Raw genomic sequence first — 26,825 nt, 5'->3', positions numbered from 1 at the left:
TCTAATGGTCGAGAGATTCGGGAGGCAAGTACCGATGGTGTTCAGACCATCTCTGCCAGAAATACCCCCCGGCCTTTGTAAAAGGGCCGAAGCTTCCCTCTCCCGCTTTTTCGTAGCCGCCCGGCAATTCTGCCCGGCGGTTTTTTTGTACCCAAAAAGGAGATCCTCACATGGGTAAAAGAGCCTCTGCCAAGCGCCAGAAAGCGAATGCCGAATTGGAAGCCATGGGCTTCCTGGAGGAAATGGGGGGTAAATCGAGAAACGAAGCAAGGCTCTACGCAATTCAGGGCGGCTGGCATCCAGATGATGCTGACAAGGTCCGCAATCCGAATACACCGCGCGAACAGCGTTACCAGAAAACCGTCAAACCGAGATCTGAGAACCAGGCACGCCTGATGACGGCGCTCGAAACAAAGTCCCTCGTCTGCGCCCTCGGCCCGGCCGGCACGGGCAAGACCTATCTCGCCATTTGCAAGGCCGTCGAGGCACTACAGAAAGGAAAGGTCGCGCGGATCATCCTGTCCCGCCCCGCCGTCGAGGCTGGCGAGCAGATCGGCTTCCTTCCAGGCGCGATGGAAGACAAGCTCGCGCCTTACCTACGGCCGCTCTATGACGCGCTCGCAGACCGGCTCTCGCCACAACAGCTCAAGCACATGATGGGCGAAGGCCTGATCGAGATCGCCCCGATCGGGTTCATGCGCGGGCGCACCCTTAATAATGCCTTCGTCGTCATTGATGAGGCGCAAAACTGCACCTACACGCAGCTCAAGATGCTGCTCACGCGGCTGGGCTGGCACTCGACCATGGCGGTGACCGGCGACCCGGCACAATCTGATCTGCTCCCGCACCTGTCCGGCCTCGCCCAGGCGGCTGAAAAGCTTCAGGGGCTTTCGGATGCTGAAGTGGTCTACCTTGAAGGCCAGGACATTGTCCGCCACCCGCTCGTCGCGGAGATGCTCGACGTTCTCTAGGCTTTTCACCCAGCGGGAAAGGCAAGCATGAAGAAACGGGCGGTCAGAAGGACCGCCCGTTTTTTGTTGGGAACTGTCGATGTAATCGAGCGCGCTAGCCCAAATCTTCAGCCAGCACCGTCATCTGGAACTGGTAGGACGTTTCGCCCTCATCCACATCCTTGTAGATCACGGCAATGAACTCGGCGCCGAGATACACCTCAACGGAATCATCCGTCTGGCTGCGCGCGACGAGACGGACGCCCGGATTGAGCTTTTCCTTCAGATACGCCTCAAGGCGCAGGATTTCTTCTTTTTCCATGATTGTCTCCTGTCGTGTACGGGACAGGCCTTACGGCAATTGGCGTCCAGCTCAAATGCCAGAGCCCTGATTTTCCTCAGCTCTCATAATATGTCGGCGGTGCATCCGAACGAGGCGCACTGGCAGCAGAGGGCTTCGGTGTCTCTTCCGGCGGGTTCACCGCGCGCCACATCACGCCGAATATCCAGAACAGGAACTCGATCACCGCCCGCGCGATCAGCGTCATGATAATACCGAAGATCGTGTTCTCATTGACCAGCGTGCGGAACAGGAATTTGCCCCTGTCGTCCATGTTCGGGTCGCGGATCTGGCCCTCGATCCAGTTCGTAAAGTCGGCCATCCGGTTCAGCAGGTCCGGAAAGAAGGCAAAGCCCAGCAACATCAGGAAGATGACCATGAAGAAGGTCGCGATGATCTTTGATGTAACCAGCCCGAAGCCACCTAGCAATTTCCACATGTCCCACCTCGCCTGCTTGCTGACGGGGAGACCCTAGAAGAAAGTGCCTGGCTTAGCGAGTCTGACTATTTGGTGTCCGGGATCGTCTGGTCCATGCTGCGGGCTGGATTGTTTGCCTCGCCGCCCACAATACGCGCCGGAACGCCGGCCACGGTCGTATGCGCCGGCACATCTTTCAGGACGACGCTGCCGGCAGCGATCTTGGCTTCGTCGCCAACCGTAATGTTGCCCAGCACCTTCGCGCCGACCGATACGAGCACGCCGCGTCCGATCTTGGGATGTCGGTCACCAACTTCCTTGCCGGTACCGCCAAGCGTGACGCCCTGCAGGATGGAGCAGCCGTCGCCAACGACAGCCGTTTCACCGATGGTGATATTGGTGGCGTGGTCGAGCATGATGCCCCTGCCCATCTTCACGGCAGGATGGATGTCGACGCCGAACAGTTCGCTGGAACGCGACTGGAAATGGAAGGCGAGCGTCTCGCGGCCCTCGCGCCACAGGCGGTTGGCCACGCGTTGCGTCTGGAGCGCGAGAAATCCTTTGAAGAACAGGAAAGGCTGCAGCATTCCGCGGCATGCCGGATCGCGCTCAAGCACGGCCTGCATGTCCATTTCGGCCGCCTCGACCAGGGCGTGGTCGTGATCATAGGCGGATGCGATAATGTGCCGGAATTGCTGCGCGCCCATTTCCGGACCGGCCAGCTTTTCTGCAAGATGGAACGCCAGTGCCCGGCAGATCGTGTCGTGCGAGAGGATGGCCGCATCAATATAGCTGGCGAGTGCAGGCTCATCGGCGGCGGCCGCCTTGGCCTCAAAGCGCAGACGTTTCCATGGTGGCGGCGGCGCGCCAATATCGGGATTTTCGACCATGGGGCCTCCAGACTGTCACGGTTCAGATGGCTAGGAAACCTGCCTCGTTCAAGTCACAATGTCGTAAGTTCGCGCCTAGGCGCCCTTGGGCAGGTAACGGATCGCAAACCCGTTTCGCAGTGTCCGGACGACTTCCCCCTGGAGATTGCCGACCGAAACGATCTCACCGATCGGCGGCGCTGGTCCGTCACCTTCGAAAGCGGCACCTGTCAGGGAGATGTCCACCGTTCGACACTGAAGGACACGCCCATTGGCGCGCGTCACCATGGCAGGGCCACCGCCAGCATAACGAGGCGCGACCCGCTCATCTTCAAGACCGAGCTGTTTGTAATTGGCAAGCCAGGTAAGCCTGTCGGCGACCTTGTCGCGTTTGCGGCTGGTCAGGTTGAACCGGACAGCAAAGCCTTCCTCGGTCGCGCGCACAAATTCAGCCTCAAGTCGGCCGAGGTCCTCGAAATAGCAGATGAGCGGCGCGCCGGCGGTCGGCCGTACATTGGCGATGAGGTCTGCCCCGCCGCAGGAAATATTACGGGTCAGCAGGCTATGGTCTTCATTGTCGCCGGACAGGAACCGACCGCTCAAGGCGATGCTGACGCGCGCATTGCGTCGGCGATCCTTTTGCAGGTCGCTGCGGATCCGAATACTGGACACTTTCTTCGAAAGAGCTTGCAAGCGCCCCTCCCAATCTCGCCGAATCGGCAGGAATGAACGCCCACCGTACAGGGTGAAACTAGGCTGTGTGGGTTCATAAAAGGTTGAAGCTTTGGATAAAGCTGACACTATCGACCGGTATAAAAGAAGCATAAGAATCACGGGCGGAATAGCGGACTATGAGCAAACCCACAGGATATGACTATGTGATCGTCGGTGCGGGCAGTGCAGGTTGCGTCCTCGCCAACCGCCTCAGCGCTGACCCGGCAGTGTCCGTCTGTCTTATCGAAGCGGGGGGAAAAGCCGACGGGCTGATGGTCCGCATGCCCGCCGGCGTCGGCAGCCTCATCAAGGACGCCAATCCGCACAATTGGGGCTTCTACACCACGCCCCAGGCCCACATGAATGCACGTGAACTCTGGTGGCCACGCGGCAAGGGCTGGGGCGGATCTTCAGCCATCAATGGCATGATCTACATCCGTGGCCATCCGCGCGACTACGACCAGTGGCGTCAGTCCGGCCTGCGCGGCTGGGGCTATAGCGAAGTGTTGCCCTACTTCCGCCGCTCCGAGAATTATCAAGGCGGAGCCACCCCTCATCATGGCGCGGACGGGCCGCTCATTGTCGAAGAAAGCCCACTCGATTCAGTGTGTTATAATGCATTCATTGAAGCAGGAGAACAGGCTGGTCATGCGAGGACGAGCGATTTTAACGCCAGCCAGCAGGAAGGCGTCGGTCGCTACCAGCGGACCATCAATGACGGCGAACGGTGGAGCGCCGCGGCTGCTTTCCTGCGGCCCGTTCTGAAGGAACGCGCAAACCTCACCGTCCTGTCCACTGCCCTCGTCAGCCGCATCCTGCTTCGCGGCGGGCGCGTGCACGGCGTCGAAACCATTGCACAGCGTGGCGCGCAGGCCGAGACCATAGAAGCCTCGCAAGAGGTGATCGTGTGCGCCGGTGCGGTCCAGTCCCCGCAGCTCCTGAAACTGTCCGGGATCGGGCCGGCAGACGAACTTCGCGCCCACGACATTCCCGTCATCGCAAACAGCCCCAATATCGGCCGCAACCTGCAGGACCATCTCGACGTGACGGTCATTCACCGGATGACCCAAAAGCTGTCGGCCTATTCAAAACAGGCCGGCCTGAAGAAAATCGCGGTCGGGCTCAATTACATGCTTCGCAAGCAGGGACCGGGACGCGATAACTTCCTGCAGGCCGGCGCCTTCCTGAAATCGCGCGAAGGCCTCGACCGCCCGGACCTGCAGCTGCACTATGTGAATGCCATGATGGTCGATCATGGCCGAACCCAGGTAAAAAGTGACGGCTTCACCATCCATGCCTGCCAGCTGAGGCCGGAAAGCCGCGGCACCATCACCCTCGCCAGCAATGATCCGTTCGACCATCCGCTGATCGATCCGAACTACCTTGCCACAGAGGAAGATCGCCGCGCGATGCGCGAAGGCGTGAAGATCAGCCGTGAGATCGCCGCTCAGGACGCCTTTTCAGACTTTCGCGGCGATGAATTCATGCCGGGGCCCGGCGTGCAGTCAGACGATGAGATTGATGCTTTCGTGCGCGAGACCGGCGAGACGATCTACCACCCTGTCGGCACGGTCAGCATGGGCATACATGACGCCGATCCGCTCGACGGCGAGTTGCGCGTCCGGGGTGTCGAAGGATTGCGCGTCGTCGACGCATCGGTCATGCCGACGCTGATTGGCGGCAATACAAATGCCCCGACCATCATGATCGCTGAAAAGGCTGCCGACATGATCCTCGGAAAACCGGCGCTTGAGCCCGCTGACATCAGCGAACCGGCCTAGGCGATCTTGGCGTCCCAGACGTTCCGGATGTGAACATCGGCTTCGGGGCCGAGGTTGAGCCAGGCCAGTCGTCCTGACGTCGCATTCGCGATCATGACCTGATCGGCCACGCCGAGCGCCGCCTGGATACGTTCGCGGACACGCGCCTGCCGGACGGTCGAGCGCAGCGCCCACACTCCGGGCATGACTTCGGCAAACTTGCCAAGCCGGTTCAGCACCGACATCATCTGCATCTCGCCCGTCGAAGCGAGACGGGCGATGATGAGATAGTTCGACGGCTCTGATTCAGCTTCGCTGGTTGTCGCCCGCAGGCCTGCAAAGGCTGTGGCGAGGTCTTCATGTTCGCGCGCCAGGACGAAAGCGCCGCCATCACCGCACGCCACCTTTGTTTCCTCGACAATCCGCCGCTCCCGGATGAATGCCTGCATCTGGCCGCGCGTATATGGGCCATACACCGACCCATGTACGAGCACGCGCCACTGCGGCGGATCAACCTTGGAAAGATCAAGCGTGGAAGAATCCATCAACAGAACAACCTGTTATGTAGTAAATACAACACAACTCTTATGCCTGCCAAAAGTAATCAGTGTGTTACGGCGCGTGCATGCTGGCGAACCGGTCTGACGCTATTCAGCCGCTCTCGTTGCAGGCTCCCGGCGTCCGCCGAACACACTTCGCCAGGCTTTCTGAAACGGCTTCATCGTCATGATGCGGTAGACCGCCGGCGCAAAATAGAGCGCCAGCAGGGCTGACCCTGCCACACCGCCAGCAATTGCCGTCGCCAGAGGCAGCCAGAACACGTCACCCGTCAGGATGATTGGCACAAAGCCGCCCATCGTCGTCAGCGTGGTTGCCACGATATGGCGCGTCGCATCGACGACGATCTCCCTCTGCGCGATGACATCATCATTCCGCGCCGCTTCACTGCCTTGCAGCAGCGACAGGACCACAATCGAACTGTTGATCGAAATGCCCAGCAGGCCGAGGGCGCCAATGATGGCATTGAAGCCGAGCGGCAGGTTGAACAGCCACACCCCGCCAAAGGCGAGCCCAACAGATAGTCCGCCCGTCAGCAGGATGAGCAGGCTCATCCGGAACGAGTTGAAGACCAGCGCGACGGCGCCCGCCATAATCAGGATCAGCGGCACGGCAAGCGACATCAGATTGCCCATCGCCTGGTCACGCGACTCCGCTTCGCCGCCAATGATGATGTCGTAGCCAGGCGGCGTCTCGAACCCTTCGCGCTCCAGCGCTTCCTGGAAATTCGACATGATCGGCGCCGGCAGCGAGTACGGCTCGGTATAGCCGTAGATCTGGTTGGCACGGCGACCGTCGAGGCGTGAGATGACCGCCGTTTGCGGATCCAGCGTGATCTCGCTGATCGACGCAATCGATGCGCCGAAGGCGCCTGGCGAATTGCCGATTGTCTTGGCGCGAAGATCGGCCAGTTCTGAGCGGCGGGCTTGCGGAGCAATCACCCGGACCGGCACCTCTTTTATCCCTTCGAGGATTGACCCGGCCGGCAGGCCTTCCAGCTCTGCGCGCAACTCATTGGCCAGCTCTGCCAGCCTTTCGCCCGACATGGCTGTAGCGGTCTCATCGGCGCGAATTGTGACAACCGGCGCGCCCGTTTTGAGGCTTGCCTGTGTGTATGTGATGCCCGGCACGCCAGCCAGAATACGCCTCGCCTCGTCGCCCAGCCGGTTCAGGGTTTCGAGATTGTCACCGCGTATGAAGAATTCGATGGGCGCATCGACTGGCGGTCCCTGTTCGAACGGAAGCGCCAGGAACTGTGCATCAGGAAACTCCATTCGCAGTTCGTCCTGGATCGTCCTAACCATGATACGCGTGGAATGATTGTCCTTCAGCTGCACCCATCCTGCAGCAAAGCCGGCGACGCCCTGCGTATTGTTGAAGGAATTGTAGTAGACTCGCGGCGCCCCCTCCCCGAGCGTGAAATTGACCATTTCGACATTCGGATAGCCATACAGCAGCTCGGTTGCGCGCTCGGTGGCGCGCCTTGCATCATGGATGGTCGCCGATGGCGGCAGCGTTATCTCCACCTGGAACTGGTCTCGCTCGGTCTGCGGGAAGAATTGCACTGGCAGAGAGCTGCCCACCATGAAACCGAGCACCGCTGGCAGAACACCAATCAGCACACCGAGCGGCGGGAAAGCCAGCACGACGCCGATCGTCCAGCGATAGCCGTCCGTCACCGCATCCAGGGAAACCCCATCGCGCAGCCAGTTCTTTTTCTCGTTCGGCTTGCGTGTGCGGTCGAGCCGGCCAGCCATGAAGGGGATGATCGTGATCGCAACAAGGAAGGACATCACGACCGAAAAGATCACCGAGACGCCAATCATGCCGATGAACTCACCTGCAGACCCCGGCATCAGGGCAATCGGCGCAAAGGCAAGCGCGGTCGTCAGCGTGGACGCAAACAGCGGCCCAAACAGCTTGCCGATCGCAATGTCGATAGACTGGATGATGCTGTGTCCGCGGCCACGCTCCTGATCGTATTCGTCGAACACAACGATCGCATTGTCGATGAGAAGGCCGAGCGAAATTACCAGCCCTGTCACGGACATCTGGTGCAGCGGATAGTCGAAGATGTTGAACAGGATCAGCACCAGCGCCACGGTTAGCGGTAGCGCCGAACCGACCACAAGCGCCGCGCGCCATCCCATGATGATGAACAGCACCAGAAACACGATCAGCGCCGAGAAGAGCAAATTCTTCGCAAGCCCGTTCAGCCGTGCGTCGGTGTATGTGCTTTGGTCGAACAGCACACGGACATCGATTTCCGACGGTGAATTGCGCTCGAATTCGGCGACCAGCTCGCGCGCTGACGCGGCCCAGAGATCGACGCGTTGTTTCGGCTGAATATAGGCAGCGACCAGCACCGAGCGCTTATTGTCGGTGAAATTCATCACCGTCGCCGGGTCTTCGATTCCCTTCTGGACCTCGGCAATATCCCCAACGCGCAAGGCTGTGCCATCTGGCCGCTGCACAAGCGGTACGGACCGTATCCTCGCGATCCCGTCAAACGCCCCGCCGACTTCCAGCCCAATGTCCGCGCTGTCGCCGCGCAGCTGTCCGGCGGGCACTTTCGCATCGGCTGCGGTGATGAGCTGCGCGGCCTGCGACATGGACAGACCGGCTGAAGCCAGCGCTTCCGGATCCATCACGACGCGCACCTCTTCCTTGGGCAGGCCGAATATGTCGGTTTCCTCAGTGCCCGCGAGGTTCTGGAAACGATCCGCAAGATTGCGGGCATACCGGGCCATGACCGCAAGTTCCGGATCACCCTGCCCTTCCCAGACGAGGCCGACCAGCAGCGTGGAAGCACCGACATAGAGCCGGCGGACTTCAGGCGTGTTCGCGCCGTCCGGCAGGGCCGCGCGCGCGCCCTCCACCTTGCCGCGGATCAGCGTCCACGCATCGTCGACTTCCGCCTCGGTCAGGTCTTCACGGATCAGAACGGTTATCTGCGAGACATTGGCCCGCGAGACAGACTGCACCTCATCGATCTCCGGAAGCTCGCGTATCGCCGTCTCAATCGGATCAGTCACAGTCGCTTCAATGCGCTCCGCATCCGCGCCGGGCAGCGTCGTCAGGACGTAGCCGAACCGTTCGACAAGCGTCGGGTCCTCCTGCCTGCCGAGCGTCAGGATCGACCCGATGGCGCCGGCAATGGCGATCAGGATGACCAGGATGGAAAGCCGCGGCAGCCGATAGAAGAGCGTTCGCATGCTCACCTAGCCTTCATTCGCCGTCGTCGCGGTCGGCGCAAGCTTCGGATGGATCGCCTGTCCGGGGGTGATCCGCTGCAGGCCGTCAATGATGATCCGGTCGCCATCGGATACGGCGCCGCGCACATAGGCCCGCTCACCCTCGCTCTGGATCACTTCGACAAGACCCGGCCGGGCGCGCCAGGCGCCCTCTTCCTGCTTGGCAATATACAGCGACCAGAGGCCGCGCTGGCCTTCAGACAGGGCACTTACCGGTACCCAGAGACCGAGCTCTGATACGCTTCTCTGCATCTCCAGCCGGACCACAGCGCCGGTGGAAACAGCATCACTGTCGAGGATATCAAACACCGTCGTGACCGTGCGCTGGCTGCTATCTATGATGCCCGTGACCGATCTGAGCGTCGCTGCGACCGGCCCGCGATCGCCCAGCAATTCATAGGTGTCTCCGACAACAAGTTCCGCTGCGAGGCTCGACGGAAGCCCGATCCGCGCTTCCAGTGCACTGGATTCAACCAGTTCGAACACCGGCGCCCCCGGCGAGGCGATGGCCCCTTCATCAAAGTTCCGGCGCGTGATCACGCCGGCATAAGGCGCCGTGATGCTCGACAGGTCGATCTGGACGCGAAGCGTGTCGGCCTGTGCCCGGGCTGCATCAATCCGAGCGCGCGCTGTGGTCGCTTGCGCAACCGCTTCATCGACGCGCTGCTGGGCGACATGCCCTTTTGCAAGCAATGCGTTCTGCCGTTCCACCGTCGACATGGCGAGTGCGTGATTGGCAACCGCTTCGGCAATCTGTGCCTCGGCCGAATTCAGCTGTGACCGCAGCCCTCTTGTATCCAGCGTCGCCAGCGACTGGCCGGTTACAACCCGGTCGCCCACATCTGCATTCATTCGTGCAATTCGACCGCCAGCGGAAAAACCGAGTTCACTGGTCCGCTTCGCTGCCACGAGGCCGGTGAATTTCTCATCGAGATCGAGTGACTGCTGCAGGCTGGCGGTCATCACATCGACACTGAGCGGCGTCGGGTCTTCGGAGATGATGAGCGGTCCCTCGCTGGACCGCTGCGTCAGCACAAATATTGCCAGCCCAGCGACCACAATCAGCAGGACGAACAGGAATAGCAGCCCCTTGATGAAACTCGGCTTCGGCTCGCGAACCTCGCCATGGTCGTGTTCAGACACCGACATGTTCAACCGCCCCTCTTCTCAACAGCCTGGCCAGGATGTGTTTCCAGGCCGCGAATGGTGAGATCTGCGTGAAAATCGACAAATGCATCGCGCGAAAGCTCACTCGGCAACACGCTCATATTCGGAAAGGTCTGGAAGTGCGACATCATCATCGCGATGCCGTGCATCGACGCCCAGACCGCCTTGGCCGTATCCAAGGGATTGAGTTCCGCCCGGAAGTGCCCGTTCGTGATGCCCTCTTCGACCATGCCGGCGAGCACCATGAAGGCCTGCGCGCGGTTGGTGCTGCGAAAAGCCTCCGGGTCGGACGGCGTTGGAGCAAGCGGTGCCTGACCGGCAAAGGCCGCTATATAGTGATGTGGCTTTTCAAGCGCCGTGCGGACATATCCTGTCACGCAGGCCCGCGCCCGCTCCGGAAATGAAGCCGAACATTCATAGATGTCATTGATGTTCGTCAGGATGCGCGCAAAGAAGGCTTCCTTGAGCTCATTGAGCAATTCATCCTTCGACCCGAAATATTTGTATATCGCAGCCGGCGAATAATCGATTTCGTCGGCAATGCGCCGTATGGACAGGCCGGCCTCCCCCTCATCGGCAAAGACCCGCTCTGCCGCTTCCAGAATGGAATCGCGAACGCGCAGCCGCCGTCTCTCGGCGGGAGAAATCATATGGTCATCCATCCCGTAAGCCTCTGGAGCCTGCTTCCCCATAGCCTGAAATGAAATCAAAGAAAAGGATGTTCATTTTGTGAACAGTGTTCACTTCATCATTTACTTTGCAACTAAGACTTATTCGCATTATTTGCCGCCATCATGGCTGACAAAGCGGCCAGCCCGGCCTATCAAGCCCGCATGACTGATATCTTCCCGCCCGCGCCGCCCGTCGGCACACCCATGCTTCCTGTGCGTCCGTCTGTTGAGACATGCCGTTTCCTCTCGCTCCGCCGTTCGGCCAACAAGGCCATGCTTGCCGCCCCCGGCCCCACCGGAAAAGCATTGGACGATATCCTCGCCACAGCCATGCGTGTGCCTGATCACCGCCGCATGACACCCTGGCGCTTCATCATCTTTGAAGGCGAGGCCCGATCCAGATTCGGCGAAGCCGCTGCCCGCATACAGGCAGACGAAGACCCTTCGGCAAGCCCGGAGGCTATCGAGATCACAAAGAAACTTCTCCTGCGCGCGCCGACCGTCATTGCTGTCGTCTCCAACCCGACCGATGATGGCAGGACACCTGTCTGGGAACAGGAACTGTCGGCCGGCGCAGTCACCTACAATCTCCTCCTCACCGCAAACGCAGCTGGCTGGGCCGGTGTCTGGCTGACCGAATGGATCAGCTTTTCCAAAGGCATCGACAGGCTGCTCGGCCTTTCAGGGACTGAGCGGATTGCCGGCTTTGTATATCTCGGCACCGCAAGCGCCCACCCGCAGGAACGCGCCCGGCCCGACCCGGCAGCGCTTATTCAGCACTGGGGCAGATAGCACGAGCAGGCGTCGGATTTCCCGTCTTGCGAATTGCGATTGCCTGATCAGCCGGTAAAGCTGTCTCCTGTTGATTCGGGGACAGAGCACACATGATCAGAACACTCACCGCCCTTCTCGCAATTGTTGCTGTCGGCCTCCCGGCCCATGCCTGGAAAAATTACAGCTCCACCGACCGGTTCGACACTGAATGCCGAACCCCTAACAATGGCGTCGGCTGCATCATCGAGGCCGAACAGGTCTATGTTCGCCCGTCAACGGAGGGCGCCGCCCCCAAGAAGCTGTCCTTGGTGAAGCAATTCATACTCGGCGAGGAAACACTCATCCCCATCTTGGAACGCCAGGGCACAACCGGGCCGGCTTACGAGAAATTCGCGCAGGACCATCTCGGCTTCGGCAAGAACAACTATCTCTACTACATCGCCAATCAGACTGTCCTGACCGGCATTGCGGACGACCAGGGAAACATCCTGCTGCCAGCTGAATACAGGTGGGCTTATCCCGTCTCCGACAAGCTCGCCTACGTGCAACGCCTCGATCTGCAGTATGGGTACGTCACGCTGGACGGCACAGCATCGTTTACGCCGACCTCTTTCTACTGGTCGCATATCAATCAAGCGTACGGGAAAACGCCAGATCAGCCACTCGTCGTCCGGTTTGAAGGCCCCACGAATTCAGACGGTCTGAAATCCTACCTCTTCCCGGGGCCTACAGGAGAGATCGACCTGACCATTGACCACGTCGTGGAACGGCGCGAGCCGGACCAGGGCAACGACTATTACGTCTTCAACAACAATCTCTACGCCTTCCCCGTGCGCGCCGAAGATGGCAGCGAATTCTCTGTCTATATCGACCCGTTCAAGCTGGAGATCGACCATCTCGGTCCTCAGCTCACCATCATGGCGATTGGTCACTCGCTCGATAACACGCCCCCTAATCAGTGGATCCGGCTCAGCCCCAAAAGCTATGATGAACTCAATCGTATCGCATTCGGGTCCGGCACCGACTTTGTCAGTATGCCGCTGGAAAAGCGGGGGACGCTCGCCTCCGGCCACGGCCTCTTCAACGGCGACATCTATGTGCCGCTGAGCTTGAAGGATGGCACGCCGGTCGAAATGAAGGACGGCGCCGTGGGCATGGTGCCGCTGTACGTAAAAGACCACATGGATTTTTCGGTTACGGGTGTCCGCGGATGGCTCGTTGTCTACGGCGAAGGGTCGGAACGATATTACCGCTTCATTACCCATGTCGTAGGCGGGCCGGAGTTCATGGAGCCATTATCCGGTAACGTGCACGAGCTGGCACCGATCAATGTCAACCTGTATGCGGTCAACGCACTCAAACTGGCGGATGTCTGGGTCGGCTCAATGGACGAGGAGGTGTACCGCGACATGTTCAGGGGCCAGAACCCCGACGACATTCCATCCATGCCGCTTCACGCCGCCGTGCGCTTCTTCGAAGACCCGGACCTTGGCGCGGCAGGCGGTATATCTGACTGGTACACGCTCGGCACTTCCGGGGAAGACGCGTATGTCCGCCAGACAGCGGAGCACCGCAATCCACAATTCTACAAATCATCTCCCGATGATCCGCAAACCCTCGTCACCGAAGAGATCATCAAGCAAGCACGGGCCCTGTTCGAGGAAAAATACGACTCCCGCATGGGGCGCGAATATCCGGAAGAATGGGCCGCCGTCCGCGCCGAGCGCCTCGCCAAAAGCCAGCGCGAAAAGGCCGATGAGATCCTCGCCAATGGCTACGAAATTGAGTTCAACGACGTCTTCTACACCGTCGCCCGCACGCAGGGCGGCAAATACCTGCAGGCCTACTGGAACAGGTACAAACAGTTGCCGAACGAAGCCGATGCAAGCGACATCTGCAGCCGCTTCGGCAACAATAGCCGCGAGTGCGGAACTGTCTGGCGCTGGGCTCAAGCCAGGTATGAGGGCCGCGCCCAAGCTGAGCGCGTTGCCGCCGAAGAGTATGCCCGCAAGGCCTATCGCGACCCGATCTTCGACTGGAAACCCGATTACCGGCCGCCCCCAAACTATCAGGGCCGGTGTTACAATCAGGGCGATGGCACGGAGAAATGCTTCTACGACTGACCGCCCTTCCTGATCGGGCATTTGCAAACCCGGTAAAGCGCGTCACAAGGGCGGCATGTTTGCTTTCCTGAAGACAAATGCGCGATGGATCGCCGGCGGCTTCCTGCTGACCTTCTTCTCCTCCTTCGGGCAGACTTTCTTCATCGGCCTGTCTGGCGAGGAGCTGCGCGCAAAGTTCGACCTCACCGATGGCGAATTCGGCCTCACCTACATGCTCGCCACACTTGGCAGCGCCGCCACGCTTTCCTTCCTCGGCCGCACGCTGGACTATATGCCCGGTCGAAAGGTCATCCTGTTTGTGCTTCCCTGTCTTGCCGCGGCCTGCCTGCTGATCGCCTACGCCCCATCGGTGATCGTCATGGTGCTTGCGCTCTACATGCTTCGCCTCTTCGGTCAGGGCATGATGACCCACACGGCTTTCACCGAAACGGGCCGGTGGTTTTCCGCCAATCGTGGGCGGGCGATCTCACTGGTAGCACCCGGTATCGAGGGCGGCACCGCGATCCTGCCCGTCGCCTTCTCTTTCGCGGCAGCCACGATCGGGTGGCAGGCTGGCTGGGTCGTCGCGGCCATAACCCTGCTCGTTTTCACCCTACCACTCGTCAGGCTACTCTGGTCTGTCGACCGCAGCCCCTCCAGCAATGAGGTCTCGGACACGCCGGAACGCACAGCACGGGACTGGCGCCTTGCCGAAGTGCTCCGCGATCCACTGTTCTACCTGATGCTGGCCTGCGTCCTCGCCCCGCCCTTTATCGGCACCACCATCTTCTTCCACCAGGACTATCTCGTGGAACTGAGAGGTTACAGCCCGCTCGCATTTGCAGGCGCATTTCCGATCCTCGCACTGACCAGTGTCTGTTTTGCCCTCATCTGCGGACAGCTGGTCGACCGGTTTGGCGCGTCCCGCCTCCTGCCCTTCTTCCTGCTGCCTCTAGCGCTGGCAAGCGCTGTCGCCGGTCTGCTCGATGCCGTCTGGGGGATCTATGTCTTCATGTTCCTGATCGGCGTCAGCAACGGCTTCACGGCGACCCTGCTCGGCGCGCTGTGGCCCGAAACTTACGGAATCAGATACCTCGGCTCCATCCGTTCCGTCGTGATGTCCGCCATGGTCTTCTCAACCGCGCTCGGACCGGGGCTGACAGGGGCGCTGATCGATATCGGCATCGCCCTGCCAACCCAGCTCTTGTGGATGGCCGGCTGGTGCATCCTCGCTTGCGCCGTGCTGGGTCTGATTTCTCCGAGACTCGTTGCGCGCAGCGCCTAGGCGAGGCCGAACAGTGCGTCGCTCTCGGCGAGGAAGCTGTCGCCACCGCGCGTGATGCCCGACACCCTGCCCGGTGCTTCGGCGAGGGATGTCTCGGCGAAGAAGCCGGCCAGAGCTGTCATCCGCCCACGCAGCGGCCCGCTTTCCTGGCGCCCGGCCAGCGCGCCCATCGTCAGGAAATGCCCGCCGATCACATCGCCGGCGAGCTTCAGATACGCTGTCGCGCCGGAGAGGCCCTTTTCCTTGTCAGCCTTCATCGCCTCGGCCATCCAGGTCGTCGCCTCTTTCAGCGCATCGGCAGCTGCCGCCAGCCGGTCGGCAATCTGGACCAGTTGCGGGTCATTCGTTTCACGCGCCGTCCGGGCGGTTGCCTGCACTTCGACGATCATGTCCTCCATCGCCCTGCCGCCCGCCATGGAGAGCTTGCGGCCTACAAGATCAATGGCCTGGATACCATTCGTGCCTTCATAGATCGGCGCAATCCGCGCATCGCGGTAAAGCTGCGCGGCCAATGTCTCGTTCATGAAGCCCATGCCGCCATGGATCTGCACGCCAAGGCTTGCCACATCGACACCAACATCCGTCGCCCAGGCTTTTGCAATCGGCGTCAGCAATTCTTCGCGCAGACGCGCCGCTTCGCGCTCTGACTCATCTTCGCACGTTTCAGCGAGATCCGCCGCCACGCCGCATGCATAACAGATCGACCGAGCAGCCATCACATTAGCGCGCATGGTCGTGAGTGTCCGGCGAATGTCGGCATGATGAAGGATCGGCGCGGGCCCATCGACGCCATCCGCCTTGCCCTGTTTGCGCTCCTGCGCATAGGCATAGGCGGTCTGATAGGCCGCTTCACCGACCCCGACGCCTTCAAGGCCGACATTGAGGCGCGCCGAATTCATCATGGTGAACATGCAGGCCAGCCCCTTGTTCTCTTCGCCCACAAGCCACCCCGTCGCACCATCATATTCCATCACACAGGTTGGTGAGGCGTGGATGCCGATCTTCTTTTCGAGCCCGATGCACTGGACCTTATTGCGCTCGCCCAGCGTGCCATCATCCTTCACCAGAACTTTCGGGACAACAAAGAGCGAGATACCGCGAGAGCCCGCGGGCGCCTGCGGCAGCCGGGCCAGCACCAGGTGGATGATATTCTCCGCCATGTCGTGATCGCCCCAGGTGATGTAGATCTTCTGGCCTGAGATCGCATAGGAGCCGTCGCCATTCGGAACGGCCTTCGACTTCAGCGCGCCGACATCCGAACCGGCCTGCGGCTCCGTGAGGTTCATCGTGCCGGTCCATTCCCCAGTAATCAGTTTTGGCAGGTATTTTTCCTGCTGCTCGCGTGCGCCATGCGCCACCAGCGCCTCGATGGCACCAAGGCTCAACATCGGACAGAGCCCGAAGCTCATATTCGCCCCGTGGATCAGCTCCAGCACCGCATTTGCCAGCACTTTCGGCAGGCCCTGCCCGCCCCATTCGACCGGCGCAGCAAGCCCCATCCAGCCACCTTCGACAAATTGGCGGTAGGCCTCGGCAAAGCCGTGTGGCGCAACAACGCCGTCACCTGTCAGCTGTGCGCCCTGTTCGTCGCCCGGCTGATTGAGCGGTGCCAGCACTTCGCTCGCCAGCTTGCCAGCCTCTTCCAGCACCGGCTCGATCAGCTCCATGTCGAACTCCGGGAACGCCCTGCCCGACAAACGGTCAAGGCGTGCCATTGACTTCAGCGCGAACGCCATATCTTCGACTGGGGCCTCGTACGCCATCTCATGCACCTCCCGGATATGTGCTATGAAGCATTTTCTATTGGTCGCAATAAAACTGAATGCGACCTAGGTTAATCTCAGCAGAGCAGATACATGTCGGATACTCAAAGGAGAACATCCATGCGCAATATCATCGCATCCGTCTCGGTCGCCGCCCTAATCGCGGCCCCCGCACTTGCCGAGCAGACGCTCGAAGGCGTGGCTGCGGACACTTACCAGCTCGACAAGACGCATGCTTTCCTGACATGGACGGTGCGCCACAATGGCCTGTCCGGTTATACGGTGAACTTCACTGATTTCGATGCGACGCTGGAATTTGATCCAGAAGACCTGTCCGCTTCCTCGATCACCGTCACGATCAATCCGATGGCGCTCGAAACCAATTATCCGGACGAAGCCAAGCGCGCCGAATGGCACACAGAACTTTCCACCGATGACCGCTTCCTCAATGGCGACGAATTTCCGGAGATCACCTTCGTCTCGACCAGCGCCGAGCAGACCGGCGACTTCACCGGCACCGTAACCGGTGACCTCACCTTCCTGGGTGTGACCAGGCCAGTCACCATGGACGTGACCTATAATGGCACCGCCAACGTCCCCTGGTACGGAGAGAGAGACCTGCTGGGGTTTTCAGCTGAAACCACGATCAAGCGCTCGGACTTCGGCATGACCGCCATGCTCGGCATGATTTCCGACGAAACAAGGATCGAGTTCTCAGGCGAATTCCTGCAGAACGAATAGTCTAACCGAACGACGCAAGGGTCAGACCCATGAAACTTTCCACCTTCCTGCTCGCTGGAGCGAGCGCCATTTTCATCGCGGCCTGTTCGCAAGGCGAGGATTCGATCGAGATCGAAGCGACTATGCCTCCGGCGGAAACCGCCGACACCGAAACGGCCGAACCCGAGACTGCCGAACCAGAAGCGCCCGCCGAAACCCCGGTTGCGCATGCCGCGACCTACAGCATTGAACCAACCCACGCCTTCCTGTCCTTCACGGTGATGCACAATGGGCTGTCGGAATACACGGTCGACTTCACTGATTTCGACGCCACGCTGGATTTCGACCCAGACGCGCCGGAAGCGTCGACACTGACGGCAAGGATCAATCCGCTCGGCCTCAATGTGAACTACCGCGCAGACTACAAGGCCGGACATCCCGACAGCGAGTATGACACATGGCCGGAGGCGCTCAGCAAGGACAGCCGCTTCCTCAATGCTACCGAGTATCCGGAAATCACCTTCGTCTCGACCAGCGTCACAAAGACTGGCGAGAATACCGGCACCGTGACCGGCAATCTCACTTTTCTGGGTGCCACCCGGCCCGTCACCCTCGACGTCACCTACAATGGTGTCGGCAGTGCCCCTTGGTATGGCGAACGTAGTCTCATCGGCTTCGACGCCACGACAACGATCAGCCGCTCGGCCTTCGGCCAGGACTCATTGCCCGGCATCATCTCCGACGAGGTCGTCATCGAGTTCTCAGGTGAATTCCTCGAGAACGAAGAATAGAGGCATTTACACGCCCCATGACCGTATCGTCCCGCTATAGCGCCATAGCGATTGCCCTGCACTGGGCAATCGCGCTCGGCATCATCGGCATGATCGCCCTCGGCTGGAACATGGACGGCAATGAGAGCCTCTACCAGCTGCATAAGTCGATTGGCATCACGATCCTGGTCCTGACCATCGCCAGGATTGTGTGGCGGGTGATGAACCCGCCGCCGCCCCTTCCCGATGACATGAAACCGCTTGAGAAGACAGCAAGCCACCTTGTCCACTGGGCCTTTTACGGGCTGATGCTGGCCATGCCACTCACTGGCTGGCTGCTGGTTTCGACGTCCCACGATTTCGATATTCCAACCGTGATATTCGGCCTTGTCAGCTGGCCAGACATTCCAGGCGTCAGCTTTCTCGCGAACGAGACAGGCCACGCCATTGTCGAATTCTTCCACTCAAAGCTCGCCTGGGTCGCAATCGTCCTGCTGGGTCTGCATGTGGCTGGTGCGGTGAAGCACGAGATTTCGGCTGAAGAAGGCGTGCTGAAGCGGATGCTCCCCGGCCTGTTCGGCAAGACCGACAAGCCCAGCCCACCGCCGCGCGGCTTCCTCGCCGCCTTCGGGGCTGCCATAGGCTTTTTCGCCCTCATCGCCTTTGTCCCGATGCTATTCACCGGCGGCTCCGGCGCATCGACCACAACCAGTGAGACACCGGCGAACATGTCCTCGAACTGGACAGTCGATCCCGCCCAGTCCGGCATCTATTTCTCAGGCATTCATGATGGCAGCGAGTATGAAGGCGCGTTCGGAGACTGGAACGCCAACATCCGGTTCGACCCGGAACAGCTCGCAGACGCCCGCGCCGTCATCACGGTCCGCACAGGCTCGGTGACCGCCAGCAAGAAGCTCTACACCGACAGTCTGAAATCCGCCGAATGGTTCAATGTCAGCGGCTTTCCAACCGCCACTGCGACGCTGGAAAACTTCCAGAAGACCGGCGACGGTCGCTACAGCGCAGACCTTACCCTTGCCATCAAGGACAGCTCGGTCACCGTGCCTTTCACCTTCGAACTCGACATTGATGGCAATGAGGCGCGCATGAAGGGTGAGGCGACCGTCCAGCGGACGCCCCTCAATCTCGGCCAGACATCAGACCCGACCGCAGACTGGGTCGGTGAGAATGTGCTGATTGATGTTGAAGTGCTGGCCTCGCGTAAATCCTGATTGGGTGCTAAGCGCGGGCGCACCATGACAGCGCCTGTCCTCAAACCTGACGCCGACGCCATTAAAAAGGCGGCGACCTGCCTGCTTGAAGGCGGCCTCGTCGCCATGCCCACCGAGACGGTGTACGGTCTCGCCGGGGATGCGACCAATCCTGACGCAGTTGCGCGCATATACAGGGTGAAGGAACGCCCCGTCTTCAACCCGCTCATCGCGCACGTCGCTTCCATAGAGACGGCCTTCGGGCAGGGCCGCTTCAGCGAGGCTGCCAGGATGCTGGCCCGACATTTCTGGCCGGGGCCACTGACGCTGGTCGTGAAGGCCACCCACACAACCACAGTCTGCGACCTCGCGAGGGCTGGCCTGGAAACGCTCGCCATCCGTGTCCCTGCGCATCCCGTCGCCCGTGCGTTGCTGGAAGCGACAGGCCGCCCACTGGTGGCGCCGTCCGCAAACCCGTCAGGCCGCATCAGCCCGACCAGTGCCGCTCATGTCGCCGCAGACCTCGGCACCAAACTCGACTTCATCCTCGACGGCGGCGATTGTTCGGAAGGCCTGGAATCGACAGTGATTGATGCGCGCGGCGAAGCCCCTGTCCTCCTGCGGCCGGGCACAATCAGCCCCAATGATATTAACGCCATCTGGCCCGGCCTCACGCGCGGCGGGGAGGCGGGCGCACCAATCTCGCCCGGCCAGCTTCTTCGTCATTATGCACCGAATGCCCGCCTCCGCCTCAATGCCGCAGCGCCTGGGCCCGGTGAAGCCTATCTCGGTTTCGGCCCGGGCGACGCGACGCTGAACCTCTCACCCTCAGCCAGCCTCACTGAGGCCGCGGCAAACCTCTTCTCCATGCTGCGAAAGCTTGATGAGACGCATGACCGCATCGCTGTCGCCCCGATTCCCGAAGCCGGATTGGGCCTTGCCATAAATGACCGTCTGGAACGCGCCGCCAATCGCGACTAGAACGGGAAAATGCATCCGGCCCCGGCCTTTCTCGAAACTGACCGCGACCGGCTCCTTCGCCGGATCGATGCCTGGCCTTTTGCCCTCGTCATCTCTGTCGCTGAAACAAGACCAGTCGTTGCGCATACGCCTGTCCTGGTCGACCGCGAGGGCGTGCTCAGCTTTCACCTGTCGCGCGGCAATCCGGCTGCGCGCGCCATCGAGGCCAGCGGACGGGCCCTCCTCGTCTTCTCCGGGCCGCACGATTACATCTCGCCGGACTGGTACGAACAGAACGACGAAGTCCCGACCTGGAACTATCTTTCCGTCGAGGCGGAAGGGCCGGTGCGCGCGCTGGACGATTCAGGCAAGACAGCGCTCCTTGATCGCCTGTCTGAACGGTTTGAGGGCGACCTCTACCCCAAGCCCGAATGGACCCGGGCGAAAATGAGCCCCGGCCGCTTCGAGACCATGCTTGGCGGCATCGTGGCCTATACCCTTGCGCCTGACCGTCTTCAGGGCATCACCAAGATCAGCCAGAACAAACCCGCCGAGGCGCGCAAACGCGCCGGCGCGCACTTGAAAGCCGCTGGCGGAGACCCAACCATCTCCGCCATGATGGAACGAGACACATGACCGAGCTTACTCCCGCATTTCTCGATGGCGCAAAGGCCCTGCTAGGCCCGAAGGGCTGGAGCATGGAGGCCGACGCCCTGAAGCAGGCCGCCTCCCCCTGGCGCGGCACTTGGCCGGGCGAAACCCCCTTCCTCGCCATGCCGGGATCGACCGACGAAGCAGCCAGCCTTGTCCGGCTCTGTGCACAGCATCGCATCGCCATGGTGCCGCAGGGCGGCAATACCGGTCTCGTCGATGGCGGCACGCCGCATGGCGAGATCACCGTGTCCATGCGACGGATGACGCGCGTGCGGGCTGTCGACACGCTCAACAACTCCCTCACCATCGAAGCCGGCGCACCGCTCGTGAATGCCCAGAATGCCGCCGATGAAGCCAACCGGCTGTTCCCCCTCTCGCTCGGGTCAGAAGGCCAGGCGACCATTGGCGGCCTCATCTCGACCAATGCGGGCGGCGTCGCCGTTCTGCGATATGGCATGATGCGCGATCTCATTCTCGGACTGGAAGTCGTCCTGCCTTCGGGCGAGGTCTGGGACGGCCTGTCGGGCCTTCGCAAGAACAATACAGGCTATGACCTCAAGCACCTTTTTGCTGGCGCCGAGGGCACGCTCGGCCTGATCACCGCCGCAACGCTGAAACTCTTCCCCAAGGTCGCAAAGGCCACGGCCTGGGTGATCTGCAAGACGCCGCAGGATGTCGTCGACCTTCTCGCTCTCACCCGCGACCATGCCGGCGACACGGTGACCAGTTTCGAAATCATTCCCGCCAATGCAATCGAGATGGTTCAGAAGGATGTGCCGGACACGCGCGACCCTGCACCATCCGCCCTGCCCTGGCGTGTGCTGGTCGAAGTCTCCATGGCCCGCGAGGATCAGGCCCGCGACACGCTCATGAGCGCGCTCAGCGACGCCCTCGAACGCGGCCTCGCCGACAATGCCATCATCGCTGAAAGCGGGCAGCAGGCCGCAAGCTTCTGGCATATCCGGGAAACGATCCCGCTATCCAAGCGCGCTTATGGCACGGCAATCAATCATGATGTGTCGGTGCCCGTCTCTGCGATCCCGGAATTCCTGGATGCCACCGAAAAGAAGATCCACGCAGTGGTCAGCGAGGCCGACATTGTCGCTTTCGGCCATGTCGGCGATGGCAACCTTCACTACTCGGCTTGCGAGCCGAAGGGTGCGAGCGACCCCATCCTGTCGAACCATGCTGACGAGATCACCCGTATCGTTCACGAACAGGCCATGGCGTTTGGCGGTTCGATCAGCGCGGAACATGGCGTCGGGCGCCTGAAGCGCGACGAACTCGCCCGCATCCGTCCGCCTGCCGCGACGGAGACGATGCGTGCGATCAAGGCCGCGCTCGACCCGCTCGGCATCATGAATCCGGGCCGCGTCGTCAGCGTATAGCCTCCCGCATGGGCAGGGCTGGCTCGCGCCGTTCAGGCTAAGCGCGCCGCCCTGCCCCTGCCGGAAGCCAGGACAAGCAAAGCGACCAGCGCAATACTCGTCCCCTGGGAGGAAAACACTTCCAGCATGATAGCGAAAAACCAGGTCGGCAGCCCCTTTGTCGGGCCCTCTGCATTGAGCACTGCAGGGCCGCCCTCTCCCAGCAGGCTCATCCGCGCCGTCTCGATCTTGGCCTCAAGCTCGGCCCGTCTCTTGGCGAGACCAAGCTCATTCTGCGCATCGCGATAGGGTTTCTGGTGTGTGCGTCCGGCCGCTTCCACTCCGCGAAGATAGGCTTCCAGCCCTTCCACCGAGCGGGTTTCAGGCGGGATGCCGTCGAGTTGTCTGGCATAGTCGGCAATCTGCGCTTCGATCAGCGGACGGGCTGCGGCGGCGCTGGCCTCTGCCTGCAATCTTGCATCAGCATTCGACTGCATGAACAGCGCCGTGCCGAGCACACTCGTCGCCGCGCCCGCAAGGGCAAAGACAAGCGCCCGTGCACCTTCCTTGTGTCGCCCGCCAGACACATGCCACCAGAAGAAGGTGAACCCGCCAAATGAGCAGACGGTCGCGATGACCCCCGCCCAGCCCCAGACCCTGCCCTGGACAGGATCCGCAACACTGGCGCTGAACGCCTGGAAATTGGCAAAGGCCGAGAGGCCGGCTGCCGCGAGCCCTGCGATAAGGAAAACCAGCGACAGAAGGCAGATGATCAGGGTCTCGAACACGCCGCGCCCTGCGGCCCGGCTCCGCACCGGCGCCTGCGCTTTCTCATCCGCTGCGACAGGTTCGTCTTCCAGAAGTTCGGCGCGCCAGACAGGCTCAGTCTCGACTGGCGCTGGCCGGGATTGAGGCTGCAGCGCCGGCACGGGCGACCGGTCAGCATGCAGTGGAATGATCTCCGCTTCGCTGAATACGTCAGCTTCCTGCATGATTTCGGCGTCTTCCAGCTCACTCAGATAGGTGCGGATCGGCGCCGCAATCCCACAACTGGAACATCGCGCCTGCCCGGTCGCAAGGCTGAGCTTCAGCGCGCGCGGGGCGTTGCAGGCGGGACATTCCACGCGCGCCGTGTCGCTATCTGCGAAGAGGTCTGCAAAGCCGTGCGCAACGAGGAGCGACCACAACTCACCGGTACGTTCCTGAATAGCTTCCATGAAATTTCGCCCTGTTTACCAATAAACTCGCCCAATAAGCGAACACAAACAGAACAAAACGGGAATTAAGTCAAGACCTGTCAACAAGCACAGCGACGAAAAGTGCGGGCTGGTTACCTTCAACGACCCAGGCGTGATTGGTCGCACGCTGCACGACAACCTGGCCCGGCTCGATGATGGTCTCATCCTCGTCGAGAAGCAGTTTCACCCGTCCGCTGATCAGGATGATGGCGTCGATCGTGTCCGTCTTGTGCATCGCCGGATGGCGGCTGGTGTCGGGCTGGTGATCTGCGGCCCCCATTTCGACAAAGCGGGCCCGGGTGAAGGCGCGCATCTCCTCGTCCGAAATGCCTTCGGGCGCAGGCTCGATGGCAAACCACCTGATTTTCACCCCGCCCCTGGGCGGCGAAAGCACGGGCTTGCCCTGGCCCCAGTCCACGGTATCGGCGGCGTCGATAGGCCCCGTCAGCGTATCGGTCCAGATTTCGTACAGCCCGCCAAGTTCACCGCTCCGGAATTCAGCCGCCTGCGGGCCGTCTATCAGGATGCGCGACCGCCCGCGCTCATCCTCTCCTGTCACCACGCGGCGAAGCTTCAGTCTCTCACTCATGCCTGTCTCCTCCTCAAGCTTGTCCTGGTCGGGCGCGACTTCTGCGACACAATTGCGCTCCAATGCAGTGTTGTCATCACTTTGCCTCTTTCGGAAACTGATAATCATTCTTAAGATTCTGCTAGGCGATACAGGCGACACTCAGCCTGGCGCACTATTCTCTGGAGGGCCGAATGCCGAAAATACCGCGATCACTCGCGATCCCGAAAAACTGGAAGACGTTTAATTTTGCGAGCTGCTTTTCTGCGTTCATCTACCCGGCCCTGGGCCTCGCCATGCTCATTACCATGCTCGCGCTCGGCTTTGCGCTGACCCATGTCGAGCTGAAGCTCTGGTACCTGCCGCTGTCGCTCGGCGTGATCGCATTCACCGTGTTCGTCTGCAATGCCGGCATCGGCCCGCTTCACCGCCTGATGCAGCACCGCGCGGGCGAGATGCGCTGGCCCGCGCAGGTTATCACCATGCTCAACCTCGTCATCGCCATGCAGGGCGAGGTAAAGGACTGGGTCAACTACCACTCCCAGCATCACCGCTTTGCCGACGGTCCGGGCGATCCGCATAACCCCTTCGAGTCAAAGCGCTGGGCCTGGGTCGGCTGGATCCTGTTCCGCGACAAGAAGGACATGATGCGCCCAATGCCGCTCTGGCTGAAGAACCACCCGATCATCGTCTGGATGGACGGCTTCTACAATTCAATCTCACTGGTCGTGCACCTGTTCATCCCGGCCGCGATCTACCTGATCGTCTGGGCCGCTGGCGGATCGCTTGTCCTGACTGCGATCATTCATGCCAGCGTCGTCATCGGCCGCGCCATCCAGTTCCACGCGACGACCTATGGCATCAATGTGCTGGGCCACCTCAAGACCCCTGCCTGGGCCGATCACCTGATGGCACTGTTGACGGGCGGCGAAGCCTTCCACGACCATCACCATGATGAGCCTCAATCAGCGCTGCACCGTCCGCGCAAGGGCGTCTGGAACCGGATCGTCGACTATAATGGCACCATGCTGCTATTCTATGAGAAGATCGGCTGGGTGAAGAATCTGAAGATTGCGCCGCAATTCGCCTGAGGCTGCGACTTTTCCCACCAAACAAAAAACGGCCCGCCAGAGCGCGGGCCGTTTCTTTTCTGATGAATGTGAACGCAAGCCTCGGCTCTAGTTGCCTTTGCCCTGCGTGTTCCCCATCGTGTGTTTGTCCAGATAGAAGGACTGGGTGGACGTACCGACCCGATTGCAGATCATGTTGCCGAAACCATCATCCGCCCAGCTGAACGTGACGAAGCTGGTATCTGATGTTGATTGCGCCGCATCTATCAGGACAGGGTCATCTATGTTGCAGAGGATGCGGTCGCCATCAGCGTCTTCTGCCTGACAGAAACCAAACTCGAATCCGCCCGCAAATGAGCGCGTTCCACAGCCGATGAACACGTCACCATCCTTGTCGTCGCGTGCGCTAATTAAATCGCCTTGAGCGAAGAAATTGTCGAGATCGACCTGCACCGGTGCGGGCTGGGTCTGTCCCGCGCTCGCCGCTGGCGCCAGCGCCATTGCGCCGAGTAGCGCCGGTATCACCATTCTGAGCTTCATGAGTTTCCTCCCTGTTTGTGGACGGTTGAATCCGTCCTGTTAAAACCTGGCATCAAGACGGCCATCATTTACCGCCTTGTTGAGCTCTCCGAGGACCTGCCGCCGATGTGCCGGCGGAAGTCTGGCAATATTGTTTTCAAGGGCAATCAGTTCGGCCTGACTCGCCTGTCCCTGCGCAATGAGCGAATAGAGCTGCTCATCGACCCGACGCTTGAATGCCGGGTCCGCCGGTTCGTCAGGCGGGACGGTTTGGGCGGCGTCAGAAGACGCAGCGCGCGTGTTCCCAGCCGGGTCAGGAAGCGTTTCGGAGAAGGTCTCCAGCTCTTCGCGGACAATCTGCCGAAGGGTGACCTGAGACGCCATGTCAAACTCGACCAGCGCAGTTTCGGCTGGAAGCTCAGCAGACGTGGCGAATTTTGGGAGGGCCGCATAAGACTCGGCACGTGCAGAACGTTCCTGCGACAGCGAATCCACACGCATGCCGAGATCATAGACGCGCACGACCAGCAGGCCGATCAGGGCGATTTGTACTATGAGAAGTATCTGTGTTGCAGCGCCACGCATTGTCCCCCCCCCACGTCGAGACAGCACGTCTGGTTCGCCCAGAACTCTCCAGATCACGCTGGAGTTGTCTCTTCTGACGCGAGTAGACTATGCGCTCTTCGCGTCAGAAGTGTCAATCTCGATAAACGACGAGCGTCTCGCCGCCCACCGGGATGTGGTCAGGCCGTCTGGTCCTCGACCTTGGCGTCGGCGGCGTTCTTCATGACCGACTGCACGCCATTGTCGCGCCCGGATTCTGTCTTGTAGCTCTGCGAGCTGCCGACGACCTGGCCATTGGAGGCCTTTAGATTGAACATGAATTTGTCGGCACCGCTCGCCTTCTTCTCGAAGCGCGCTTCGCTCGCCGAATTCTTCTTGACCGACTCGATGCCCTTCACTGCGCTGGCACGTTGCTTGTAGCCCTCACTCGTCAGGATGATCTCGCCATTCCCGGCCTTCAGACGAAAGCGGAATTCGCCCGCCTTGTCTTTGTAGAGCTCGAATCTTCCGGCCATGTTCTGTTCCTCTTATTACAGATCGCAGGATTTGATCCTCATCC

The 26,825-nt window shown here is 60.8% G+C and carries 26 protein-coding genes; 12 read left to right on the top strand and 14 right to left on the bottom strand.

From position 1 onward, the window contains the following. Window positions 1–170 precede the first annotated feature (170 nt). Complete coding sequence (locus tag B8746_RS08975; protein WP_084393353.1) at window positions 171–971, top strand: PhoH family protein; 801 nt, start codon at window positions 171–173, stop codon at window positions 969–971. Between the two features lie 94 nt (window positions 972–1,065). Here B8746_RS08975 and B8746_RS08970 read toward each other — a convergent pair whose 3' ends face one another. The 4 genes from B8746_RS08970 to B8746_RS08955 form a co-directional block, all read right to left on the bottom strand. Next, window positions 1,066–1,272, bottom strand: coding sequence for a DUF3126 family protein (locus tag B8746_RS08970; protein ID WP_084393352.1), 207 nt, complete (start codon window positions 1,270–1,272; stop codon window positions 1,066–1,068). Window positions 1,273–1,348: 76 nt separating this feature from the next. Beyond that, on the bottom strand, window positions 1,349–1,729 hold the full coding sequence (locus B8746_RS08965) for a hypothetical protein (protein ID WP_084393351.1): 381 nt from the start codon (window positions 1,727–1,729) through the stop codon (window positions 1,349–1,351). A 65-nt stretch (window positions 1,730–1,794) separates the two neighbouring features. Next, complete coding sequence (gene cysE, locus B8746_RS08960; protein ID WP_084393350.1) at window positions 1,795–2,598, bottom strand: serine O-acetyltransferase; 804 nt, start codon at window positions 2,596–2,598, stop codon at window positions 1,795–1,797. Window positions 2,599–2,673: 75 nt separating this feature from the next. Beyond that, on the bottom strand, window positions 2,674–3,270 hold the full coding sequence (locus tag B8746_RS08955; RefSeq protein ID WP_233124128.1) for a PilZ domain-containing protein: 597 nt from the start codon (window positions 3,268–3,270) through the stop codon (window positions 2,674–2,676). A gap of 158 nt (window positions 3,271–3,428) precedes the next feature. Here B8746_RS08955 and B8746_RS08950 point away from each other — a divergent pair, with 158 nt between their 5' ends. Then, on the top strand, window positions 3,429–5,072 hold the full coding sequence (locus tag B8746_RS08950; protein WP_084393349.1) for a choline dehydrogenase: 1,644 nt from the start codon (window positions 3,429–3,431) through the stop codon (window positions 5,070–5,072). Here B8746_RS08950 and B8746_RS08945 read toward each other — a convergent pair. From B8746_RS08945 to B8746_RS08930, 4 genes are all read right to left on the bottom strand, one after another. Next, window positions 5,069–5,596: a hypothetical protein gene (locus tag B8746_RS08945; RefSeq protein ID WP_084393348.1), complete on the bottom strand. Its 528-nt coding sequence runs from the start codon at window positions 5,594–5,596 to the stop codon at window positions 5,069–5,071. The genes B8746_RS08950 and B8746_RS08945 overlap by 4 nt on opposite strands. Before the next feature lie 102 nt (window positions 5,597–5,698). Next, entirely contained in the window at window positions 5,699–8,824 is a 3,126-nt protein-coding gene (locus B8746_RS08940) for an efflux RND transporter permease subunit (RefSeq protein ID WP_084393347.1), read from the bottom strand. A gap of 6 nt (window positions 8,825–8,830) precedes the next feature. Continuing rightward, window positions 8,831–10,012: an efflux RND transporter periplasmic adaptor subunit gene (locus B8746_RS08935; protein ID WP_084393346.1), complete on the bottom strand. Its 1,182-nt coding sequence runs from the start codon at window positions 10,010–10,012 to the stop codon at window positions 8,831–8,833. A gap of 2 nt (window positions 10,013–10,014) precedes the next feature. Beyond that, window positions 10,015–10,680 carry a TetR/AcrR family transcriptional regulator gene (locus B8746_RS08930; RefSeq protein WP_233124126.1) on the bottom strand — a complete coding sequence of 222 codons (666 nt, stop codon included), beginning with the start codon at window positions 10,678–10,680 and terminating at the stop codon, window positions 10,015–10,017. A 144-nt stretch (window positions 10,681–10,824) separates the two neighbouring features. Between B8746_RS08930 and B8746_RS08925 the strand changes: the two genes are divergently transcribed. The 3 genes from B8746_RS08925 to B8746_RS08915 all read left to right on the top strand — a co-directional run bounded on the left by B8746_RS08925 (window position 10,825) and on the right by B8746_RS08915 (window position 14,862). Then, the gene (locus tag B8746_RS08925; protein WP_233124124.1) at window positions 10,825–11,493 is read left to right on the top strand and encodes a nitroreductase family protein; all 669 of its coding nucleotides are present in this window, start codon (window positions 10,825–10,827) and stop codon (window positions 11,491–11,493) included. A gap of 92 nt (window positions 11,494–11,585) precedes the next feature. Beyond that, window positions 11,586–13,598 carry a hypothetical protein gene (locus B8746_RS08920; protein WP_084393344.1) on the top strand — a complete coding sequence of 671 codons (2,013 nt, stop codon included), beginning with the start codon at window positions 11,586–11,588 and terminating at the stop codon, window positions 13,596–13,598. Between the two features lie 55 nt (window positions 13,599–13,653). Beyond that, window positions 13,654–14,862: an MFS transporter gene (locus B8746_RS08915; RefSeq protein WP_084393343.1), complete on the top strand. Its 1,209-nt coding sequence runs from the start codon at window positions 13,654–13,656 to the stop codon at window positions 14,860–14,862. Here B8746_RS08915 and B8746_RS08910 read toward each other — a convergent pair. After that, a complete protein-coding gene (locus B8746_RS08910; RefSeq protein WP_084393342.1) occupies window positions 14,859–16,625 on the bottom strand; it encodes an acyl-CoA dehydrogenase in 1,767 nt (588 codons plus the stop codon). The genes B8746_RS08915 and B8746_RS08910 overlap by 4 nt on opposite strands. Before the next feature lie 120 nt (window positions 16,626–16,745). On the opposite strand from B8746_RS08910, the gene B8746_RS08905 reads away from it, so the two are divergent. Genes B8746_RS08905 through B8746_RS08880 form a run of 6 tightly spaced genes read left to right on the top strand, consistent with a single transcriptional unit; the run spans window position 16,746 to window position 22,328 of the window. Then, the gene (locus tag B8746_RS08905) at window positions 16,746–17,366 is read left to right on the top strand and encodes a YceI family protein (RefSeq protein WP_233124122.1); all 621 of its coding nucleotides are present in this window, start codon (window positions 16,746–16,748) and stop codon (window positions 17,364–17,366) included. Between the two features lie 29 nt (window positions 17,367–17,395). Then, complete coding sequence (locus B8746_RS08900) at window positions 17,396–18,136, top strand: YceI family protein (RefSeq protein ID WP_084393340.1); 741 nt, start codon at window positions 17,396–17,398, stop codon at window positions 18,134–18,136. A gap of 17 nt (window positions 18,137–18,153) precedes the next feature. Then, window positions 18,154–19,347 (top strand): cytochrome b/b6 domain-containing protein, encoded by a 1,194-nt coding sequence (locus B8746_RS08895; RefSeq protein ID WP_084393339.1) that lies wholly within the window; start codon window positions 18,154–18,156, stop codon window positions 19,345–19,347. Window positions 19,348–19,371: 24 nt separating this feature from the next. Continuing rightward, window positions 19,372–20,307, top strand: coding sequence for an L-threonylcarbamoyladenylate synthase (locus tag B8746_RS08890; protein WP_084393338.1), 936 nt, complete (start codon window positions 19,372–19,374; stop codon window positions 20,305–20,307). A 9-nt stretch (window positions 20,308–20,316) separates the two neighbouring features. After that, window positions 20,317–20,922 (top strand): FMN-binding negative transcriptional regulator, encoded by a 606-nt coding sequence (locus B8746_RS08885; RefSeq protein ID WP_084393337.1) that lies wholly within the window; start codon window positions 20,317–20,319, stop codon window positions 20,920–20,922. Then, window positions 20,919–22,328: an FAD-binding oxidoreductase gene (locus B8746_RS08880; RefSeq protein ID WP_084393336.1), complete on the top strand. Its 1,410-nt coding sequence runs from the start codon at window positions 20,919–20,921 to the stop codon at window positions 22,326–22,328. Before B8746_RS08885 ends, B8746_RS08880 begins: the two co-directional genes overlap by 4 nt. 32 nt (window positions 22,329–22,360) lie before the next feature. On the opposite strand, the gene B8746_RS08875 is transcribed toward B8746_RS08880, so the two are convergent. Together B8746_RS08875 and B8746_RS08870 are read right to left on the bottom strand one after the other, a co-directional pair. Further along, window positions 22,361–23,524: a zinc ribbon domain-containing protein gene (locus B8746_RS08875; protein WP_084393335.1), complete on the bottom strand. Its 1,164-nt coding sequence runs from the start codon at window positions 23,522–23,524 to the stop codon at window positions 22,361–22,363. A 70-nt stretch (window positions 23,525–23,594) separates the two neighbouring features. Next, the gene (locus B8746_RS08870) at window positions 23,595–24,134 is read right to left on the bottom strand and encodes a cupin domain-containing protein (RefSeq protein WP_084393394.1); all 540 of its coding nucleotides are present in this window, start codon (window positions 24,132–24,134) and stop codon (window positions 23,595–23,597) included. Between the two features lie 173 nt (window positions 24,135–24,307). Between B8746_RS08870 and B8746_RS08865 the strand changes: the two genes are divergently transcribed. Then, complete coding sequence (locus B8746_RS08865; protein ID WP_084393334.1) at window positions 24,308–25,204, top strand: fatty acid desaturase family protein; 897 nt, start codon at window positions 24,308–24,310, stop codon at window positions 25,202–25,204. An 87-nt stretch (window positions 25,205–25,291) separates the two neighbouring features. On the opposite strand, the gene B8746_RS08860 is transcribed toward B8746_RS08865, so the two are convergent. From B8746_RS08860 to B8746_RS08850, 3 genes are all read right to left on the bottom strand, one after another. After that, complete coding sequence (locus B8746_RS08860) at window positions 25,292–25,723, bottom strand: hypothetical protein (protein WP_084393333.1); 432 nt, start codon at window positions 25,721–25,723, stop codon at window positions 25,292–25,294. Window positions 25,724–25,762: 39 nt separating this feature from the next. Next, window positions 25,763–26,287 (bottom strand): hypothetical protein, encoded by a 525-nt coding sequence (locus B8746_RS08855; RefSeq protein ID WP_084393332.1) that lies wholly within the window; start codon window positions 26,285–26,287, stop codon window positions 25,763–25,765. A 158-nt stretch (window positions 26,288–26,445) separates the two neighbouring features. Beyond that, entirely contained in the window at window positions 26,446–26,781 is a 336-nt protein-coding gene (locus B8746_RS08850) for a YegP family protein (protein ID WP_084393331.1), read from the bottom strand. Window positions 26,782–26,825: the final 44 nt, after the last annotated feature.

It is taken from the genome of Henriciella pelagia (assembly GCF_002088945.1).
In the GTDB taxonomy this organism is placed as follows: domain Bacteria; phylum Pseudomonadota; class Alphaproteobacteria; order Caulobacterales; family Hyphomonadaceae; genus Henriciella; species Henriciella pelagia.
This window is presented reverse-complemented; position numbering and strand designations above follow the sequence as displayed.

What these genes read in the sequence shown, in the direction of transcription:
- B8746_RS08975 (WP_084393353.1), top strand. Translation starts at nt 171, where the DNA reads ATGGGTAAAAGAGCCTCTGCCAAGCGCCAGAAAGCGAATGCCGAATTG.
- B8746_RS08970 (WP_084393352.1), bottom strand. Translation starts at nt 1,272, where the DNA reads ATGGAAAAAGAAGAAATCCTGCGCCTTGAGGCGTATCTGAAGGAAAAG.
- B8746_RS08965 (WP_084393351.1), bottom strand. Translation starts at nt 1,729, where the DNA reads ATGTGGAAATTGCTAGGTGGCTTCGGGCTGGTTACATCAAAGATCATC.
- cysE (WP_084393350.1), bottom strand. Translation starts at nt 2,598, where the DNA reads ATGGTCGAAAATCCCGATATTGGCGCGCCGCCGCCACCATGGAAACGT.
- B8746_RS08950 (WP_084393349.1), top strand. Translation starts at nt 3,429, where the DNA reads ATGAGCAAACCCACAGGATATGACTATGTGATCGTCGGTGCGGGCAGT.
- B8746_RS08945 (WP_084393348.1), bottom strand. Translation starts at nt 5,596, where the DNA reads ATGGATTCTTCCACGCTTGATCTTTCCAAGGTTGATCCGCCGCAGTGG.
- B8746_RS08940 (WP_084393347.1), bottom strand. Translation starts at nt 8,824, where the DNA reads ATGCGAACGCTCTTCTATCGGCTGCCGCGGCTTTCCATCCTGGTCATC.
- B8746_RS08935 (WP_084393346.1), bottom strand. Translation starts at nt 10,012, where the DNA reads ATGTCGGTGTCTGAACACGACCATGGCGAGGTTCGCGAGCCGAAGCCG.
- B8746_RS08930 (WP_233124126.1), bottom strand. Translation starts at nt 10,680, where the DNA reads ATGATTTCTCCCGCCGAGAGACGGCGGCTGCGCGTTCGCGATTCCATT.
- B8746_RS08925 (WP_233124124.1), top strand. Translation starts at nt 10,825, where the DNA reads ATGGCTGACAAAGCGGCCAGCCCGGCCTATCAAGCCCGCATGACTGAT.
- B8746_RS08920 (WP_084393344.1), top strand. Translation starts at nt 11,586, where the DNA reads ATGATCAGAACACTCACCGCCCTTCTCGCAATTGTTGCTGTCGGCCTC.
- B8746_RS08915 (WP_084393343.1), top strand. Translation starts at nt 13,654, where the DNA reads ATGTTTGCTTTCCTGAAGACAAATGCGCGATGGATCGCCGGCGGCTTC.
- B8746_RS08910 (WP_084393342.1), bottom strand. Translation starts at nt 16,625, where the DNA reads ATGGCGTACGAGGCCCCAGTCGAAGATATGGCGTTCGCGCTGAAGTCA.
- B8746_RS08905 (WP_233124122.1), top strand. Translation starts at nt 16,746, where the DNA reads ATGCGCAATATCATCGCATCCGTCTCGGTCGCCGCCCTAATCGCGGCC.
- B8746_RS08900 (WP_084393340.1), top strand. Translation starts at nt 17,396, where the DNA reads ATGAAACTTTCCACCTTCCTGCTCGCTGGAGCGAGCGCCATTTTCATC.
- B8746_RS08895 (WP_084393339.1), top strand. Translation starts at nt 18,154, where the DNA reads ATGACCGTATCGTCCCGCTATAGCGCCATAGCGATTGCCCTGCACTGG.
- B8746_RS08890 (WP_084393338.1), top strand. Translation starts at nt 19,372, where the DNA reads ATGACAGCGCCTGTCCTCAAACCTGACGCCGACGCCATTAAAAAGGCG.
- B8746_RS08885 (WP_084393337.1), top strand. Translation starts at nt 20,317, where the DNA reads ATGCATCCGGCCCCGGCCTTTCTCGAAACTGACCGCGACCGGCTCCTT.
- B8746_RS08880 (WP_084393336.1), top strand. Translation starts at nt 20,919, where the DNA reads ATGACCGAGCTTACTCCCGCATTTCTCGATGGCGCAAAGGCCCTGCTA.
- B8746_RS08875 (WP_084393335.1), bottom strand. Translation starts at nt 23,524, where the DNA reads ATGGAAGCTATTCAGGAACGTACCGGTGAGTTGTGGTCGCTCCTCGTT.
- B8746_RS08870 (WP_084393394.1), bottom strand. Translation starts at nt 24,134, where the DNA reads ATGAGTGAGAGACTGAAGCTTCGCCGCGTGGTGACAGGAGAGGATGAG.
- B8746_RS08865 (WP_084393334.1), top strand. Translation starts at nt 24,308, where the DNA reads ATGCCGAAAATACCGCGATCACTCGCGATCCCGAAAAACTGGAAGACG.
- B8746_RS08860 (WP_084393333.1), bottom strand. Translation starts at nt 25,723, where the DNA reads ATGAAGCTCAGAATGGTGATACCGGCGCTACTCGGCGCAATGGCGCTG.
- B8746_RS08855 (WP_084393332.1), bottom strand. Translation starts at nt 26,287, where the DNA reads ATGCGTGGCGCTGCAACACAGATACTTCTCATAGTACAAATCGCCCTG.
- B8746_RS08850 (WP_084393331.1), bottom strand. Translation starts at nt 26,781, where the DNA reads ATGGCCGGAAGATTCGAGCTCTACAAAGACAAGGCGGGCGAATTCCGC.